Raw genomic sequence first — 19,248 nt, 5'->3', positions numbered from 1 at the left:
AATAAGTTTTACCCTTCCTTTCCAATATATATTCTTATTTTCAGTTTTGAATATAATTATATAGTCAAAATTAAATTATTTATTTCTTCCAAATTTTAATTAGTTCTTTATTCAATTCTTTGTCAGGGGTAAAATCTTTAATGAAGTTTACGTCAAGATATGAATTCTTGATACGTTTCACAATTGCCTTACGTAATTTTTTACATCTATCCCAGTCAAGCCATATAGGGAGTTCTTCCGTATATGGTGAAATATATTTCCAAATATCATAATCTAATCGCCCTTCTGAAGCAGCTTTGTGAAGTGGATAAAAGGCTATACGCATGAATTCTATAGCATGATTATCATAAGGCCAATTAAATGATAGTAAATATAAATAGGCATAGTATTCAATAGGCATTGATTTTATTGAGAGTTTACTAAAAGCTATCCAGCGCCCACTACCTTTTGATTGTACTTGCACAGAAATTGGTAGAATAGACTTCATTATAAGTAAACCGACATTGGGTGTCAATACATTCATCGTTTCCATCCAGGTTAGTATTTTTGAGTTTTCCTGTTGGCATAGCTTTTCAATAGATTTTGGAACTACATGTTCGGCTGAGTCATTTAGATAGTCAAGTACATAATAAACAGCATCTTTATCCTTCTGAAAAATAAGATTACTCAAATCTGCATACACTCTGATTTGTGTATTAAGAATTTTAAAGAGTAATTCTTTCCATTTTATAAATACACTTGATGCATGTGAAGTGAGAATAATACGAAGTATATCTTCTATTTGATTATATGAATATGTAATCCAACTACCCTGATTTAGTAATTCAGGACAAGCTGAAGCTAACGATTGGAATAATGACCAATCATTATCCGCTATAACATTGAGGTCTGATATTGTGAGATACTCATTACTTTTTGCAAGAATACTTTCACCCCAATCATTAAGTTGGGATGCTTGACAAAGTTTCTGAAGCAATTGATAATATAATTGGCGATTATCATTGTGTGCTATTTCATCAAATCTTTGCCAAAAATTAATGTAATGTACTGAAAAGGAATCAATGAATTCACTTACACACATATAGTATAAAAATTCATATTCAGGTACAAACTTATCAGTCATTCGTTTTTGAAGAAAACGCTCTTTCAAAAGTTTTCCATCTTCACGATGTGGAAATAGGGTAGCAAGTTCTGCAATAATGAGTTGTATTGCTTTTTGTTTTTCTTCGTTAGCTTCGTAATTCTTATTGATAAGTTCTACTAAAATTAAGAATCCATTGAGATGTTGACTGTCGGAGCCTATATCATCTGCAAATGTATGGAGAAGACGACTTAACTGGAGTTTTTCTAACGCAATATCTTGAGTAGCCAATTTAATCCATGATGGAATGGCGTTAAGTTCAGATTCATCGTAAACAATAATTGATTTAACAATATCATGTTGGGTATTGATAAATTGCAAAAAGAATGGTTTACCATATAATGTCCGAAGTCCTGAACTACCTGAGCAAAATGATAATTGACAAAGTATTTGATACGGAAAATAATTCATCAACAGTAAACAAAAATATTGATAAAACCGTGATTTGTTTTCTATACTGAAGACCTGCGGATGCCGATTAAGAAGTTCATTATATATAATTGGCAATGATGGAATAATAAGCTTATTGGTAAATAATGAACTCTCATATTCTAAAGTAGACTCAACCTGAAGAGGTGTTGCATAAAACTTATAATTTCCGTTCTGTGGACGTATAAACATATCTATAAAAACTCGATAATCAGCTATTTGTGACAACTGATGAAATGAAATCAGAAGGCTGTGAGTCCAAACACATCCAGGACGTTTCATTTCGTTAGCATACCATGTCTTGGAAATTACATAGTATTCACTATTTTTGAGTGGATATATAGTAATATAGTCGGCTTCATCTTGTGGATTGATATACTCTGACCAATCGCTTAATGTTGCCATGCAATCCATATCCTCGCTTGAGGGTAGTACAATAGAACCTTGGATCAAATTATGACCTTGGTTGTATCCATGCAACATTTGATGAATTTGTATTTTCATTTTTACTGAGTTATTAAAAAATCAAATGGTTCTGTAATGTCATGAGACTTATTATCAGTATAAACATAAGCCCGTTGCTTAAGTTCTGTAAGTCGTTGATATTCGTCAAACTTTTCGTCTTTATACTCTAATCCTTGAGCACTGACACCGTAATATTTCACATTAGTGAAATGATGCCGAATAAAGTTATAAAGAAACGGGTGTTTAGACTCAATCCATGATTCAATAGGAAGGTTTGTATTCACCTTATCCCATGCAGAGATACAAATAGCTAAAGGAATATTGTGATCTACTTGAGTATGAAGATATTTAAGCAACATAATATTTTGTGTCCACTCAGAAATATCTTCAATTTGCATAGTCGTAGATTCAGTTCGAGCAAATTCTGTTTGAACGGGTTCTATAGATTCTGATGTTTGGGGGATTTCGTCTTGCAATATGTCTTCTTTTGCATATTTAATGAAATATAGAATACAATCTGTTTCCCCACACCATTGAACTGCCTTCTCTATCACATTATTAGAAAGTATGCGTTGAAAGACTTCACCTTTAAAATCTGGAATGTGAAGTTCAAGGGCATTTCCCGTAGTTTCAGAATGAAGTTTTAAATGAATTTCTTGTGGTTCTATATTTACAGTCCGGCTAACGACCGTTTGTTCCAACCAACTTTTCTTCAGAGCATCTAAGTAAGTGGTATCAGAAGGATATTCTTTACAAGTAAGCTTATGACCTGTGCCACCATCTTTCTCTATAGCCCAAAAAGCTCCGATATAAGTAGATTTTCCTGCATTTGGAAGACCTACGATAAGACATTTCTTTGTATTTTCCATCATGCTTTATTATTTTTAATTGATGTTTTAACCCAATCTAAAGCTGAATCTACTTTTTTTGAATCAAGCGGTCGTATAAGCATGCAGAACAACTTCTCAAGTTCTACATTACCATCAAGATTTTTAGAATTGATACAGTGTTGGGGGATATCCTTTACTTCAAACATGTCCTCAATTAGCTCAACAATCTCTTGCTTATGTTCTTTGAATTTTTGATTTTCAATATCTACAACTTTATCGTATTTATTAAAGATAATATATTTTGTTGCGAATAATGGTAACATGTCTTTCTCTTTAAGCCTACGAAGAAGAGTTTTGAGTTCATCTTTCATATTTGAATAAGAACGTCCAACCAATTCCTCTGCATTAATAAAGAGTAAAATGCGATCAGCATATTTGATAGTTTTATCTTTAAGAAGTTCTTCATCCTTGGATATATAGTCACGATAGCGTTCTCCGGCTCTATCAGATAACACAATAAGACGTTTTTCATTAGTGGTTTCATGTTCCATATGAAGAGTAAGAAATGGATTTTCAGAACGAAGGGTACGATTAGTATTTGATCGACCATCTTTACTACATTTACGTAGAAAAACTCTGCGCTCAAAGCCTGCAAAGGTGTCGGAATTGACAAACTTATAATTAGCCATTTTGCCACTGACTCTAAGCAAATGATATAATGAACCGACAAATGTGGTCTTACCCAAATCATTAAGTCCAAATAGGACTATAAGTTCAGGTTTTTGATTAGTGATAATATTATTAATATTTACCTCATTTAGAGCGTCAGTATAAAATGGAGTTTCCTTCATCGCTGCCAACTGTTCAATAATATTTTCTTTTGTAGGACTTTTTGCTTCTTTAGGGTTATCTAAAAGAAGCTCATTTGTATCTTGATTATCCATGTTAATCTGTTATTAATTCCTCAAGGAAAAGTTCGTAATACATATAAATTGCAAATTCAAGGTCTGATAATGGTAATTCACCTATTTCATCAGTCAAGTTGGAGTCTTTAATGTAATTTAGAAGAAGTGACGACTTTGAATCAGACTCATAGCTAATATACCATTCAGAGTCTTTCAATTTTGGTTTAATATTCTTCAATTTTGCATTTTTACGACTTGAAGGAAGAATGTTCATAAGTGTTTTTACAGGATTAGAATCAACATACTTCCACTGGGGCTCAACGGCAAGCATATTTGCAGCATAATATGCCAAAACAAATGGGTCTTCAATACTTTTGGATTTTATATCACAGATTAACTCTTGATACTTCAACATTGCTGCTTGTTGTGCTAACTGTTTTATTTCACTAAAATTATCTTCATCAAGTGTTACGTCCATATCTTCGAAACTGTCATATTCAAAGATATCTGGAACTATTTGTGTATCAGAACACTCTTCTATATGATTTTCATTCTTTCTATATGAATCAGAAAATGGATACATTGGAGTTATAAATGCTGGCGCAAGAAGCTTATTATACGAATTCTTGCGAATAACCATCATATTACGTACTATTAATGAATATATCATTCTATCTGTATTATTATACTCTTTATCTGTATCTATAATCAAAATATACACTACATATTCAGATAAGATTTTATAAACAGCAGGAGGTAACTTTATATTCTCATTAAACTGCTCTCGATATTGTTTCATGATATATGAGCGTAAAGTAGTATTTTGTGTTCCACATATAAAAGCAGAAACGCAATCTTCTACTTTATGGCGATCGGCAGTTTTTGCATAACTCTTACCAAGAGACGCAAGTTTTGATGTCAAATCCTTTTGGAAAGGAATGACTAATACGCTATTAAGCATTTTTTCTAACACAGCATCCATATTACTTGTTTAATTCGTTTAATAATTGTTGGTAAAGACCTTTTTCTTTGACTGCTTTTAAAAATATGAGGCAATTAGCACGATCTGACCTTTTGTCATCATAAGTTTCCGGCAAGAGTTTCTCAATAATTTCTCTTTGATTGTCACTATTGATGAACATGTAATTGATTTCATTAATTGGTATCATAATATCTTCTATTGCTATTGGATCTTTTTTTGCTTCTTCTTGTGCAATTTCTGACCAATTATCGGGAGAAGCTAAAGATACAGACATTGTTTTAGATTCTTCTACATATTTAATGAAATAAGCTCCGTCCCATTTACGAGATTCAAGTTTTACAGTCATAATAGCGTCTTCCACACTAAGTTCTATAACATTATAAACAGGAGGACAATCCATTATATCTGCCTCTTGGTCAGGCTGAAAAGCTCCGGAAAATATTTTAATAGTTTTGTCATTTTGAGAACTTTGGATATGCATATGACCAAAAAACTGTAATTTAAAACGGTCATCAAATATCTTACAAACATGATTTTCATCTATGAGCCAATCTAAAGGATGATGTATCATCGAAATGTTTATCTCATTAGAGTATGCTTGAATATTATAAGCAGGTCTGGGAAGGAATGTGAGATGATTGTCCTCTTTTAAATCTTTTTTCGCTCTTTCTTTACCATCACATGTAAGAGTACTATTTAGACCATACAAATTAACTTTATAATCGCCTTCTTTACCTAAGCTAAATTTCCAATAATAATTCTTGTTGTCGAAACAAAGCTCATCCATATCATCAATCATAATAGTTTCACTCACTTCATCAATGAAATATGGTTGTGCAAACTCATTATAGGCAGATAAAGGAGCATAAAGTATTTTTAGCGTATCAGGCTCTGTATGCTTGATTGTCTGTAAAAAAATATTGTTATTTTTCTTATCCAATAATAAAGGTCTTAACAGATTACGTGTTACTTCATAGCTTTTTCTGTTAATATCATGATTACCTGGAACTACAAAAACATTAGGTCTTTTCCCATTTACTTCAAGAACATTACTTACCGTATCTATAAATTCTTTAGCTTTGTTAAATTCCTCCTTTTGTCCTTTACAAGCAATGTCTCCACAAATTAAAACATAGTCAATGGTTCCAAATTGTTGCTTTACGTTCTCCAAGTCTTCAATAAAACGTATACGCATTTGCGCATAATCATCTTCAGTCTCTTCGCAAAAGAGGAAATGTATGTCGGAAAATTGTAAAAATCGTATCATATCTTTAAATTCTTTATGAGTCCATATGAAAGAACTTTATCAGCATTCCATATTTTTCCTGCCTTCATATACTTAGTCGCCATTTTTTTCTTTACTATAAGTATTTCAGGAATATGCATTTTTTCTCTTATACAAAGAGAATGAGATTTATTGATATGTGAAAATTTGTTTTCAGAAAATTGTAGATTATGTTTTTGAAGCAAACAATAATCTTTGAAGAGGATTATACTTACGGACAACTCCCGCCAATCTCCGCCATCCATTACTGCTGGTAGAAAAACTATAATATGTTATCAGTTAAAGCTCTACATTCGCACCGACGGGCTAAAGTTTACCCGGTATTGATTAATTATTGTATCATTTAAATTATTGATTTTATGGCTAAGAAAAAGCAAGAACAACAAGAACAGAGTCAGGACGAGCATGTAATGGCCATCCTTGACAAGCGAACGAACAAAACCGCAGTCGTTTCCAAAATGAACGAGCAGGACGGCAGTCTCGAAATCGTGCCACCCGACAAGAAGAATAGCAGCAGTTTCCTCAAACTGGATCGTACCTCACCGCTGGAACTATTCTTCACCAATTTCAAGAACCAGTACGAAAATCCCACGAGTTTCAGTTTTTTCCTTGTACCTCTTGTCCTTTTGGAAAAGACACTGAATGCCGTAGTCCAAATCCGAAAAGGGGAAGACCCCGGAGTAGAAGGTAAAAAACTGGTGGAGAACAGCGAACTCAACGATGAAGGACGTATCGCCAAACTTGCCCGTCGGTATAAGTTTGACGAACACCAGCTTCCGTGGAAAGAACTTGCCGCATTGGGAGTTGACAAGCAACTCTTGTTTGATAACCACTGCATGGGTGAGATGCTAAAAGGAAGGATTACCTCTATGGCTTTCCCCATCAGTAAGGAAGTGAATGGTGAAAAGAAGGATATGGGGGAAGCCTGTTTCCTCTGTGTCAAAGGGGAGGACGGCAAGGTGCAACTGAAAACTTTAAGCAGACTTGACAAACCGCAGTATGACCTGCCTGCCTATAAAGGAGTATTCACGGACGAGGAAAAGCAGTCGCTTAAAGACACCGGAACTTTGGGGGCAGTCAAGGAGATGAAGGATACCCATACGGGAACCGTCTGTAACTGTTATGTATCTTTCCATGAACCGAGCAACCGTATCATTACCATGCCCGTGGATGCCATCAAGATACCCGATTATATCTACGGGAAAAGGTTGGATGACAAACAGAAGCAAATCCTTGCGTCAGGAGGCCAGCTTCCCATCAACGACATACAGCGCAAAAACGATACGCTGCTTTCCGGAGTTGCTTTCGTCGATCCGAGAATAATGGACATCGCATTCAAGCAGTCTGGTGAACAACTGAAGGTCAACGACACTATCATGGGTGCCAAAATCACGCCTGAGCAAAAGAAGATGCTCCAGAACCATGAAATGGTGTTCGTTGAGAATATGCGCTACAAAGGCAGGGTATTTTCCGATGATGTACGTTTCAGCAACAAGAGCAACCAACTGCTGATAGGACGCAATGCCCGTGAATACAAACCGAAGTTGGATGAACCGAAAAAGGGCAAACAACAAGAGACCAGGCAGACACCCCGGCATGCTACTGCCTTCAGGCCTAAAGGCAAGAAAAATAGTTTTTCTGTCGCATAGCCGACAGGGAACCGGCTTACTCTATTATATACCCGATTGTCGTTATGGATGTCGGGTATATATTTAATGTATCATCTAATAACTTAATAATTATGGAATTGAAAAAACAAAAGAATACCCAACCTTCTCCGGGGTATTCCGAATATAAATCCTTTTATAAATCAGTCGGAGGAAATGAAGGAGAAAAATGTAATTATCCGACACGTTTAGACCTTTATGGGAAAGGCTGTTATCATGATTGTTCCTATTGCTATGCAAAATCCTTGTTGAATTTTCGCAAACTATGAGATGCGGAACATCCGGCAGTCGCGGATATTGACAAGGTGTTAAAAGTTATCCGTAAAATTCCATCCGGTTCCATTGTCAGGCTTGGAGGTATGACTGATTGTCTTCAGCCCATTGAAAGCCGCTGTCACATAACCTATGAGGCTATAAAAGAACTGAACAAACAAGGTATCGGCTATCTGATAGTCACCAAGTCATCAATGGTGGCGGATGATAAATATATCAGATTAATGGATAAAAAACTTGCACATATCCAAATATCCATAACAACGATGGACGATGACCTGTCACGGACATATGAAAGGGCCTGCGTGCCGTCACAAAGAATAAATGCGCTTGAAAAATTACAGCAATGTAATTTTGACGTATCTTTAAGATTATCACCTTTTATTCCGCAATACATAGATTTCAAGAAATTGAATACAATCAAATGTAACAAAATATTAGTAGAATTTCTACGAGTGAATACCTGAATAAAACAATGGTTCAATATTGACTATTCAGAATATACTTTCAAACAAAGTGGTTATCAGCACCTGCCGCTTGAACTGAAGATTAAATACCTCGGACAAATCAGCGGATTTAAGCAGTTGACTGTTTGTGAAGATGTGACGGAACATTACGAATACTGGAAAAACAAAATAAATCCGAATCCCCTTGATTGTTGCAATCTCAGCAAAAGATAACCTTAATATAGGTATGTTTCCCACGGCACATTGCTGTAACCCCCGGAAGCTACGCAAGCTCCACTTCCGCAGGTTACAGCAAAGAGCCGCTTTTCAGGAAAGGACAAAGGCACGGCCGGCGCCCGGATAAATCCGACCTTGCCGGCCGTACCCTTGTCTGTCAGCCGCAAATCACATCATTCCTCTTCCTCGAAGGAAAGGCTTTCCACCTGCCTGTTGATTACCTTCCAGTCAATCGAGTCTTTCAGGTTGATAATGTCCACAATCGAATAATGCTTTGTCCCGTTCTCTTCTTCTGCAAAACGTAGCCTTCCGCTCAAACGCTGTTTCTCAATCTCTGCCGGATCGAGATTTATCAGTTCGCAGACTTCATCGGGCAGCATGGAAAGCGCCACGTCATTTTCCTGGCAGATATGTTGCAGGATGGCAAACATGTTCAACGACTTCTTATAACTTCTCACGAGTGCAGCGAAAGAACCGCTTTCAATTTTAATCATCTTCTTCATAACGCTTATTTTTTAGAGTATTCTTCTTTTTCCAGCAGCATGGCACGGAGTACATCTGAACGGCGGTAATATATCTTCCCCTTGTCTCTGTGAAAGGGGAGTGTCCCGTCATTGCGTCGTCTTAAAAGTGTCCTGTCCGACATCTTGGTGAGCAGGCGCACGCCTTTTGAATCCAGTATCTCACTGTCAGGCAAATTATGTACGGCAGGAGCCAATAACTTTTCAATGTTGGTAACTTTGGCAAGTATGGCACTAAGCATGTGGGTTGTCTGTCCACCCGGTGCAGTTCTTCTGTTATTCATAATGACCTTATTTTTATTGTTTATGGTGCAATATTACGGAGATATTATAAGGCCATTGGTTACTCAACCGTTGAGCAACCGCCAAAAAAAGACAGAAAACGCCAATTTGGGACAAAAAATAGCCAGGAGATACTATTCCCGGCTATCCAATAATAAATAGGCATCAATAAATTACACCTTAAATTCTTAATATATTAATAATCAGATTTATACAAAAATAAATAGCAGTATATTTTGCTATATTCCAAATATTGCCTACATTTGTACATGAGTTATTTGAAACTATGCAAAGCAGTGTAACCCGAAGCAGGACTTCCATATCCAAATTGTTACCTGCATCTTTTAAACTCTCTATATTTAATTTATCTTCAGAGAGTTACATCAAAATATATTGTTTCTAATCTCGAAAGCTATAGCTTTTGCATCATACCACCTCGGTGACGTTTCATCATCACCGGGATGGTATCCGAATATCATCGGGATCATATTTTAATGCGAACTATTAAGACATAAATCATGTTCGCATCTATCCAGTAACTCTTAAAGTCGTTCAATCTCTTCTATTGACAAACCGGTACATTGTACAATGATAAGTGGATCAATACCTGACTTTTTCATGTTGGCAGCAATAAGGCGTTTACCCTTCGCTTCTCCTTCGGCAAGACCTTCGGCTCTTCCTTCAGCAATACCTTCAGCTTTTCCTTTGACAATACCTTCAGCCCTTCCTTCGGCAAGCCCTTCACGTCTTGCACTATTATAAAGAGTTTTTTCAACACTGATACCATCCCAGAAATACTCGTAACCGGCTAACTCCTCGTCTGTAAAGGCTGATTCTTCCAACACTGTCAGAGCTTTCGATATTTCAGGGGCTTCCAGTAATTCATGAGGGACGACACGCGTCGATTCACCTATCTCAGTCAGAAAACGGAGCCAAAGGACATGCATACGTTTCTCACTATAGGTATGGGGAGTAAACTTAGGCAGCTCGACAAAAATCAATTGCAAACCGTCGATGATATGATCCGTATGCTCCACATGCACCATTGCATAATGATGGTAATAACCATCCAGAGCCGGTTCGAAAACCTCGTTCACCAGGTTGAGCGAATAAACCGGCTGCAACAATTCGTAGCCTTCGCCTGCATCTAACTGACGCACATAAGCTTTTGAGGCATTGAAAAGAACTCGCTCGCGAAACTCCGGCGACCAAAGCATCTGCATCTCTACCAAAAACTGACGCCCTTTCACATCACAGCAACGAACGTCTACAATACTGAATTTACGCAAGGGATTGTCCGGCACCATCTCGGAAGGGAGGTATTCGATCTCTCTAATCTCCTCACCCGCTTTCAGGGGCAACAAGGCATTGAGTAAACTGATCACCAAATCGGGATGTTCGCCAAAAATACGTTTAAACGTAAGATCTGCTCTTGGATTTAAATACTTCATAGTTAATTCTTTTAAGTTGATATGCAAAGATAAGTATTCTTCAATGAAATAAAGAATTCCATCCTCTTTATTTTTCTGAGAACATGACAATTCATAAACATCCCGATCCTACCGCCGAATCCGTTTTCTATGTTTTTATTACAACCGGGAGAAAAACCCAACAAATGTTAACTATGACAAACTCGAGGTCGAAAGTAGGTACTTTTTTACCCCGGTTGTAAGCCATTTCCGGCCTAACACACTAATAATCAGCCGTGACAAACTTTTTGCTACCCCCTATAAAACAAAGAAAATATAATTTGTCACCGACGGCCTATCCGTTCACCTTTTTATAGTCGGCCAGGAAGGTTGCCAGTCCGCTATCGGTAAGCGGGTGTTTCAACAAACCTTTGATAGCAGCCAACGGGCAAGTTGCCACATCGGCTCCCGCCTCGATACATTGGATAATATGTTGTGTGCTACGGATAGAAGCAGCAAGCACCTCCGTTTCATAACCATAATAGGCATACATCTCTACTATTTTTGCGACCAGTTCAATACCGTCACTGGATATATCGTCCAGACGTCCGACAAACGGAGAGACATAGGTAGCCCCGGCCTTTGCCGCCAAAAGGGCCTGACCGCGGGAAAAGACCAACGTACAGTTCGTACGGATTCCTTTATCTGTAAAATATTTGATTGCCTTAATTCCAGCTTCAATGCAAGGAACTTTTACTACGATATGCGGATTCAGGGCAGCCAGTTCCTCCCCTTCTTTGATCATTCCTTCATAATCGGTAGAGATCACCTCGGCACTCACATCGCCATCCACGATCTCGCAAATCTTTAAATAATGTGCCCGTTGGTTTTCCACTCCTTTAATTCCTTCTTTGGCCATCAATGACGGATTGGTCGTCACACCATCCAACACGCCCAAATCATTCGCTTCCCGGATCTGATCCAGGTTCGCTGTGTCTATAAAAAATTTCATCGCCTTATGTATTTAATTAGTTCCTATTTAAGTAACATATATATGGACAGATAGTTTATTATCAATAAGACTGTTCTTCTTAAGACTAGATACAGCAATAGTCAATAGTTCATCACAAACACTCAATGTTCATGAAAATTCGAATTAGTTCTGCTAGAACTACACTACAAAGAATGCAAATATAGCCTTTTTTTAAAATAAGAGGTTAAATGCTGAAAAAATACTGGAACAATCACTTCATAACTGTTAATTATTATATACAAAGTTGGGTTATAAACAACAAACTTTCCTACTATAGACCTTTTTATTAGGCAACAATCAGATAAAACCTCTAAAAAGTACATAAGTTCTAGCAGAACTAATATAAAATCAAATGAGGTATACGAACGTAAAAACAAAGATACTACGACACTTATGATAATAGCGGATAAACAGATTTTCGAAAAATTATTTCGGGACTATTATTCTCTTTTATGCAATTATGCAGGTCGATTTATTACAGACTACCAAGTAAGAGAAGACATTGTCCAGAATTATTTTATCTCCATTTGGGAAAAGAAACATCTGTCCGTTACAGAAGAAACTTTCTTGCCTTATGCCTACCGCTCAATCAGAAATAGTTGTATTAATTATTATAAATCAGAAATTTTTAAAGAAGAGTTCTTGGCTAATCTGGTTGAAGAATGGAAAGAACAACTAAATGAAGAAGAAGATTTCATCTATCAGAAAGAGGTGAGAGACGCTCTACAGAAATTACCGAAAAAATGCCGAAAAGTATTTCTTTTAAGATGCTTAACAGGACTGAAATACAAAGAAATAGCAGAGATAACCGGAATCTCGACCAATACAGTCAAATATCACTTGGGGGAAGCATTCCGTATCATGAAAGAGGAGTTGAAGCATCTCATATTTATTTTTTTTCTATTTTTTTCTGAATTCACCTACCCATTTTGGCCTCCCTGATTGTAATAAATACAAAAGGATAGAAAATGAGTATTGAAACAATATATCAAATCATATATGCCGTACTCGCTGACGAGGCAACGGATAAAGAACACCATATCTTTACGGAATGGTTGAATGCATCTGAAGCAAACCGGAAAGAATATACCAAGCTCAAACGGTTATATCAGGTAACTTCCCATACAGTTAAAGAAAAAACGTTCGATACAGATTCTGCTTGGTTAAAAGTCAGTCAACATACAATCAACAAGAAGAAAGCATTCCATTTCCCTATATGGACACGCTATGCAGCAATGATAACTGTTATAATCTCAATTAGCCTATTTTTCTTTCCCAGATCTCCTCAGATTGCGATTGTCAGTGAAATAAAAATGGAAGAATTCGATGAACCTACACTATTACTGGGTGATGGAGAAAAAATTGCACTTACAGAAGAATCCTTTTCCAGACAGGACCAACAAGTGGTAATCAAGAACGATGCAAGAAATAAACTTACGTATGAAACATATCAATCAAAAACAAAAGAAATAACCATAAAAAACAATCTTTTAATAATTCCTAAAGGAAAAACATATCAACTTCAGCTTTCGGATGGAACCCGAATCTGGCTAAATTCAGAAACAGAACTAACCTATCCAAGCCAGTTTATAGGAAATAAACGAGAAGTTAGTCTCATAGGAGAAGCTTTTTTTAAAGTAGCAAAAAACGATAGCAAACCTTTCATAGTAAAAGTAAATGGGGCAGATATTAAAGTCTTAGGAACCTCATTTAATGTATCATGTTACACAAATGATAAAACAATAAGTACAACCTTAGTTGAAGGTTCTGTTGCAGTAAAACCGGAAAAAGAGAAACAACAAACAATCATTCCTTCGGAACAACTCACTTACAACACCGAAAACCATCAAACAACAATACAAACTGTTAACACAGAAATATTTACATCATGGATTAACGGTAGATACATTTTCAAGAATACAACTCTGGAAGAAATTATGGAGAAGCTTCAACGTTGGTATGATTTCTCTGTCAATTACGAAGATGAAAATTTGAAAAACAACCGTTATTCATTAATCGCAGAAAGAAATACCGAACTTGATAAAATATTAGAAATCATAAGCTACACATCAGACATCAAGCTTGAAAGGGTAAACAATAGTATTAACATAAAAAAGAGGAAGGAGGAAAAATTATGAAATAACACCATGAAACATCCATGAAATAAATTTCGTCCAAGAGAATGTAAATAGGGGGGTATTGTTTACTTTAGTGTCATTCACTCGAAAAAACGAATGCAATGAAAACAGTACCTTTTGAACAAGTCATCCTCCGGGGTTGTGGAATAGATGTCCACAAGGACATGGTAGTTGCTACGATAAGTGGCGAAGGTCTCAAAACTGAAACCCGCAGTTACAAGACCTTCAGTAGTTCTTTGACAGAATTAAAAGAATGGTTATTATCCAGTGGCATTACGCATGTAGCAATGGAAAGTACCGGTGTTTACTGGAAGCCGGTTTATAAGATTCTTGAATGTCCAGATATGAAAGTCTGGATCGTGAACGCACGGCACATCAAGTATGTTCCCGGGCACAAAACGGATAAAAAGGATAGTGCCTGGATTTGCAAACTGCTTTTAGCAGGTTTGTTGAAACCGAGTTATATCCCGGAGCGTGAACAACGTGAGCTTCGTGATTTAACCCGTTACCGTAACAAGTTGATCCAGCATGTATCTTCTGAGAAAAACCGTATTGTTCGTATCCTGGAAGATTGTAACATCAAACTTTCCAGCGTGGTGTGCAGCCTGGACGGAGTCGTGGCGAACAAGCTGATAGATATGTTGATCGATAAGGGTCATGTAACAATGGATGACATAACTTGCATCTATCATAAAAAACTTGAAGCCAGTCCGGAACTTCTTTATCAGGCTTGTGAAGGCTTTATAGAACCGCATCACATCTATATGTTGCAGACCATCCGTAAAGATATGGAACAGACGAAAGCCATCATAGCTGACCTTACCTGCCGTATAAAAGAGGTTTTATCTCCTTATGAGAATGTGATGGAACTCTTGCAGAAGATCCCCGGACTTAGCCGGAAAACGGTTGAAGACCTGATAGCAGAGATAGGTGTGGATATGGAAGCCTTTCCAACCGAAAAGCACCTGGCTTCGTGGGCCGGTGTCTGTCCAGGCAATAACGAGAGCGCAGGTAAAAAAAAAGTGGTAGAACCACCCATGGCAACAAACAGTTGAAAGCCGTAATCACGGAGGCTGCGTGGGCAGCCACCCGTACCAAGAACACCTTTTACAGTGCACGTTATCACCGTTTAGCCGCCCGTCGAGGGAAAAAGAGGGCTTTAGTAGCAGTAGGACACTCGATCCTGAAATCGGTATGGCATGTACTGAAAGAGGCTTGTGAGTATAAGGAACTCGGTGCGGAATATCTCAACCAAAGGATGGAGCAGAAACGGAAAAATTACTTGAAGAAAGAGCTGGAAGCACTTGGCTATAAAGTTAAAATCAGCCGTGATGATGGTCCAATCCCAGAAGTAGGTTAAAAACATAGAGAAGGTCGATTTTTACTGGCTTGTTGTCGTAAGAAACAGCAAGAGGTCGCTCATGAAACTGATCTCAACTGCTAAGCGGTCAAGACTGCGAGTCCTTTAACGCGTGTATGAAATTTTTTTTCTTAGCTGTTGTAAAATTATAAAATGCCCAAAGATAATAGCCAACCGCATTTGTATCTATACAAGTGCTCTCTTTTGTTTTGTCTGAACTCTAAAAAAATCAATTTATTAATGGTTTAAACGGCTCTCTTGAGATAGGGAGCGCAATTTATTTACATATGAAAAAAACAGAGGCAGTATGGATCAGATACTACCTCCGTACAGATTAATCAGAAACAAATTCATTTTTTATTTAACCTGCTAAATGCAAAGTTATGAAAATTAAACATTCAATAGGATCCTTTATTCTACAAAAAGTATTAAAAAGGGATTCCTACCGTAAAACATTTCTATGTTTATTCCTTGGAACGGCCCTAAATCTATCAGCCGGTACCATTTTCGAACAAAAGTTCACTTTAAATCTATCTTTCAAAAATACAAAGATCGAACAAGTGCTGGATGCTATATCCAAACAATCAGGAATTAAAATAGCTTACAGCAACAGTGAAGTAACCACAAATAAAAATGTGTCTGTAAATATACAGACTTCAGACATAGAAGAAGCCCTTCTTGCTGTTCTGGGAGATGGATATACTTTTAAACAAATTGACGACTACATTGCGATTGCTAAAAATGAAAATACCCAAAAAGCAAACACACTTACCGTAGTACAGCAAAAAAAACAATCCGTCTCCGGTTTATTGACTGACGCCGATGGCAATCCGGTGATCGGAGCAACTGTTTCAATCAAAGGTACAACTCAAGGTGTTACAACTGATATAGATGGTAAATATACACTCAATAATGTGAACGAAGGTGATATTATCGAGTATCGATACATTGGTTACAACACGGAAGAGAAAATTTATAAAGGAGAAAAAAACATCAACATTCGTATGATGGAAACTTCAGTTGGCTTGGAAGACGTTGTTGTGATCGGTTATGGACAGCAGAAAAAAGAAAGTGTTGTTTCCTCTTTAAATACTATTTCTTCCAAAGAGTTGTCAATGCCTACACGAAGTCTTACCAATAACCTGGCAGGACAGATTGCAGGTGTATTAGCAGTACAGCGTTCGGGAGAACCGGGAAAAGATAATTCCGAATTTTGGATTCGTGGCGTCAGCTCCTTCGCTGGTGGAACCAATCCTCTGGTATTAGTCGATGGAGTCCCCAGGAGCATGAATGATATTACTGTTGATGAGATCGAATCGTTCACTGTATTGAAAGATGCTTCTGCCACTGCTGTCTATGGTGCGGAAGGTGCAAACGGTGTTGTTTTGATTACAACCAAACGCGGTACAAGTTCCAAGCCAACATTAGATGTAAGAGCAGAATTCAGTGTTGCAAAACCAACAAGGCTGCCTCAAATGCTAAGATCGTACGATTATTTATCACTGTTTAATGATGCAACTTGGGAATCCAGAGGAAATCCAACAAACTTTACTGCTCCATATCCAGAAAATATCATGGAACTATATCGTACAGGAGCCGATCCGGATTTATACCCTGATGCTGATTTTTTAAGTCTACTACAAGACAACACCATGAATGAACGTGTTACATTAAATTTGCGGGGGGGTGGAGAAAGAGTGAAATATTTCGTATCTGGTGCATTTTATCATGAAAATGGTATATTTGATTCAAAAGCTATTGATAAATATAATGCTAATATTGGTTTAAGCCGTTATAACATTCGCTCCAATATTGACATCGCAGTGACAAAAACTACCGATCTGACCATAGACATGAGTGGACAATATGTAGACTCCAGTTATCCGGGAAAAAGTTCGGATGTCATTTTCGGTCGTATGTTTGCTTATGCACCTCACCTTTTCCCGCTTATTTTTTCTGATGGCACATTTTCCGAACCATCTATTTATAATGGAGAAGACGGAAATCCATATAATTTCCTGAATGAATCTGGTTACCAAAAACAATGGAATGCTTATATCCAATCTAAAATATCTTTAAATCAAAAACTGGATTTTATTACCCAAGGTTTAAGCTTAAAATTATCCGGGAGTTTTGATGCCGATTATTTTTCTATAACGAAGCGTACTAAAACACCTACAAGTTACAGAATGATATTAAACGAAAACGGCGAAAAAGAATATATTCAGGTAAATGAAGGATCTCCGGATCTAACCGACCACCAAAAAGGAGATAACGGAGGTGAAAAACGTATCTATTTGGAAGGTTCTTTAAATTATAAACGCATTTTCAATGATGTACATGACATCTCCGGACTTTTGCTTTACATGCAAAAAGAAAGACAAACCCAAGGTAGCGGTTTACCTTATAAAAAACAGAGTGTCGTAGCTCGTGTTTCTTACGGTTATGATAGCCGTTATATGGTAGAAGGAAGTTTTGGATTAACAGGTAGTGAAAACTTTGCAAAAGGACATCGTTATGGCATCTTTCCAGCCGTCGGTTTAGCTTGGTACATCAGTAATGAGAAATTTATGGAAACAACTGAAGATATCATTAACAAACTCAAACTACGTGCTTCTTACGGTATTACCGGTAATGACGATGTCGGCGGAACCCGATTCCCTTACCGAGGATCTTTGAACAACGGTGGTGATGGCTACTCTTTCGGTTTTAATGTCGGAGCAAATGGCGGAGGCACGAATAATCCTGGCAAAGGTATCATCGAAGGTACTTTTTCTGCACCTTATCTATCATGGGAGGTGGAAGAAAAGAAAAACATAGGTATAGATATGGGATTGTTACGAGGCAGAGTGGATATGAGTATCGATTTCTTTAAAAACGATCGCCGGGATATCTTGATGCAACGAAAAACAGTAAGTAACGTAACCGGATTCAGACAAAGTCCATGGCAAAATTTCGGAAAGGTAACTAACAAAGGCTTTGATGGAAATATCGTTATAAAACAAAGCATTCAAGAAGTCAACTTATCTTTCAGAGGAAATCTCACATACGCAACCAATAAAATCACAGAATATGATGAAGTCAGCCCTCGTTATGAATATCAAAGATATACTGGACACAGTCTAAATACTCCATATTTATATATTGCAGACGGCTTGTATACAAATGATGATTTCAATATCACAGAGAATCAAACGGATGGCAGTAAAAATTATACATTAAAAGAAGGATTACCCATACCTAGCGCCGGTGTTTCCCCGGGTGATATTAAATATCGCGATTTAAACGGAGACGGAAAAATAGACAGTTATGATCAAACTTACAATCATAATGTGTATGCGGCTAATCCAGAATGGGTATACGGATTCGGACTCAATGCCGAATATAAAGGTTTTTATGCCGGTATATTTTTCCAGGGAGTAGCAAATACATCTATGAATGTGAGCAGCGTACTACCTTTTAGTCAAGGTCAAACCAGCGCAGCCCGTGTAGAAACTCTGAATCATTGGAGTAGCCGCAATCCTGATAATCAAAATGTATTATTACCCCGTTTACATGATAACTATTTCCAGCATAATACATATGCCAGTACATGGTGGTATAAAAATGCCAATTTTCTTCGCTTAAAGAACGTGGAATTTGGTTACGTGTTCGAAAACAAAATGTTGAACAAGATAGGGATGAAAAATGCCAGAATATATGTTCAGGGTAATAATCTGGCGGTTTGGGATAAAATTAAAATGTGGGACCCTGAATTAGGTTCTGCTGGTAGTTCTAAATACCCTCTCAATCAAACTTGGACCGTAGGTCTTGAATTTGGCTTCTAACAATTAAAACAGATACAT

The 19,248-nt window shown here is 37.1% G+C and carries 16 protein-coding genes; 7 read left to right on the top strand and 9 right to left on the bottom strand.

Annotated elements, in window-relative coordinates:
- Nucleotides 1-79: 79 nt before the first annotated feature.
- The 5 genes from C825_RS04720 to C825_RS04700 are packed head-to-tail and all read right to left on the bottom strand — an operon-like array spanning nt 80 to nt 6,019.
- On the bottom strand, nt 80-2,074 hold the full coding sequence (locus C825_RS04720) for a GAP1-N1 domain-containing protein (protein WP_010801596.1): 1,995 nt from the start codon (nt 2,072-2,074) through the stop codon (nt 80-82).
- A 2-nt stretch (nt 2,075-2,076) separates the two neighbouring features.
- Nucleotides 2,077-2,907, bottom strand: coding sequence for a TRAFAC clade GTPase domain-containing protein (locus C825_RS04715; protein WP_044215197.1), 831 nt, complete (start codon nt 2,905-2,907; stop codon nt 2,077-2,079).
- Entirely contained in the window at nt 2,904-3,809 is a 906-nt protein-coding gene (locus tag C825_RS04710) for a TRAFAC clade GTPase domain-containing protein (RefSeq protein WP_010801594.1), read from the bottom strand. Before C825_RS04710 ends, C825_RS04715 begins: the two co-directional genes overlap by 4 nt.
- Before the next feature lies 1 nt (nt 3,810).
- Entirely contained in the window at nt 3,811-4,752 is a 942-nt protein-coding gene (locus C825_RS04705; protein WP_010801593.1) for a hypothetical protein, read from the bottom strand.
- Between the two features lies 1 nt (nt 4,753).
- Nucleotides 4,754-6,019: a metallophosphoesterase family protein gene (locus C825_RS04700; protein WP_010801592.1), complete on the bottom strand. Its 1,266-nt coding sequence runs from the start codon at nt 6,017-6,019 to the stop codon at nt 4,754-4,756.
- Between the two features lie 377 nt (nt 6,020-6,396).
- Here C825_RS04700 and C825_RS04695 point away from each other — a divergent pair, with 377 nt between their 5' ends.
- On the top strand, nt 6,397-7,686 hold the full coding sequence (locus tag C825_RS04695; protein WP_010801591.1) for a DUF3945 domain-containing protein: 1,290 nt from the start codon (nt 6,397-6,399) through the stop codon (nt 7,684-7,686).
- Between the two features lie 314 nt (nt 7,687-8,000).
- On the top strand, nt 8,001-8,444 hold the full coding sequence (locus tag C825_RS04690; protein WP_341461536.1) for a radical SAM family protein: 444 nt from the start codon (nt 8,001-8,003) through the stop codon (nt 8,442-8,444).
- 389 nt (nt 8,445-8,833) lie between these two features.
- Here the strand turns inward: C825_RS04690 and C825_RS04685 are convergent, their stop codons facing one another.
- The 4 genes from C825_RS04685 to fsa form a co-directional block, all read right to left on the bottom strand.
- A complete protein-coding gene (locus tag C825_RS04685; protein ID WP_010801589.1) occupies nt 8,834-9,163 on the bottom strand; it encodes a hypothetical protein in 330 nt (109 codons plus the stop codon).
- Between the two features lie 5 nt (nt 9,164-9,168).
- Nucleotides 9,169-9,465: a helix-turn-helix domain-containing protein gene (locus C825_RS04680; RefSeq protein ID WP_010801588.1), complete on the bottom strand. Its 297-nt coding sequence runs from the start codon at nt 9,463-9,465 to the stop codon at nt 9,169-9,171.
- Nucleotides 9,466-10,005: 540 nt separating this feature from the next.
- Nucleotides 10,006-10,914, bottom strand: a complete 909-nt coding sequence (locus tag C825_RS04675; protein WP_010801587.1) for an Rpn family recombination-promoting nuclease/putative transposase — start codon at nt 10,912-10,914, stop codon at nt 10,006-10,008.
- 313 nt (nt 10,915-11,227) lie between these two features.
- On the bottom strand, nt 11,228-11,884 hold the full coding sequence (gene fsa, locus C825_RS04670; RefSeq protein WP_010801586.1) for a fructose-6-phosphate aldolase: 657 nt from the start codon (nt 11,882-11,884) through the stop codon (nt 11,228-11,230).
- A gap of 414 nt (nt 11,885-12,298) precedes the next feature.
- On the opposite strand from fsa, the gene C825_RS04665 reads away from it, so the two are divergent.
- The 5 genes from C825_RS04665 to C825_RS04645 all read left to right on the top strand — a co-directional run bounded on the left by C825_RS04665 (nt 12,299) and on the right by C825_RS04645 (nt 19,230).
- Nucleotides 12,299-12,847: an RNA polymerase sigma-70 factor gene (locus tag C825_RS04665; protein ID WP_016213076.1), complete on the top strand. Its 549-nt coding sequence runs from the start codon at nt 12,299-12,301 to the stop codon at nt 12,845-12,847.
- Nucleotides 12,848-12,873: 26 nt separating this feature from the next.
- Nucleotides 12,874-14,043, top strand: a complete 1,170-nt coding sequence (locus C825_RS04660; RefSeq protein WP_010801584.1) for a FecR family protein — start codon at nt 12,874-12,876, stop codon at nt 14,041-14,043.
- Nucleotides 14,044-14,144: 101 nt separating this feature from the next.
- Nucleotides 14,145-15,098, top strand: coding sequence for an IS110 family RNA-guided transposase (locus tag C825_RS04655; RefSeq protein WP_010800681.1), 954 nt, complete (start codon nt 14,145-14,147; stop codon nt 15,096-15,098).
- Complete coding sequence (locus tag C825_RS04650; RefSeq protein ID WP_007657317.1) at nt 15,095-15,403, top strand: hypothetical protein; 309 nt, start codon at nt 15,095-15,097, stop codon at nt 15,401-15,403. Before C825_RS04655 ends, C825_RS04650 begins: the two co-directional genes overlap by 4 nt.
- A gap of 383 nt (nt 15,404-15,786) precedes the next feature.
- Nucleotides 15,787-19,230 carry a TonB-dependent receptor gene (locus C825_RS04645; RefSeq protein WP_010801583.1) on the top strand — a complete coding sequence of 1,148 codons (3,444 nt, stop codon included), beginning with the start codon at nt 15,787-15,789 and terminating at the stop codon, nt 19,228-19,230.
- Nucleotides 19,231-19,248: the final 18 nt, after the last annotated feature.

This window comes from Parabacteroides sp. ASF519 (assembly GCF_000364265.2).
GTDB classification, from domain to species: Bacteria; Bacteroidota; Bacteroidia; order Bacteroidales; family Tannerellaceae; genus Parabacteroides; species Parabacteroides goldsteinii.
The sequence above is the reverse complement of the archived record's forward strand: the minus strand, read 5'-3'. Positions and strand labels throughout refer to the sequence as shown.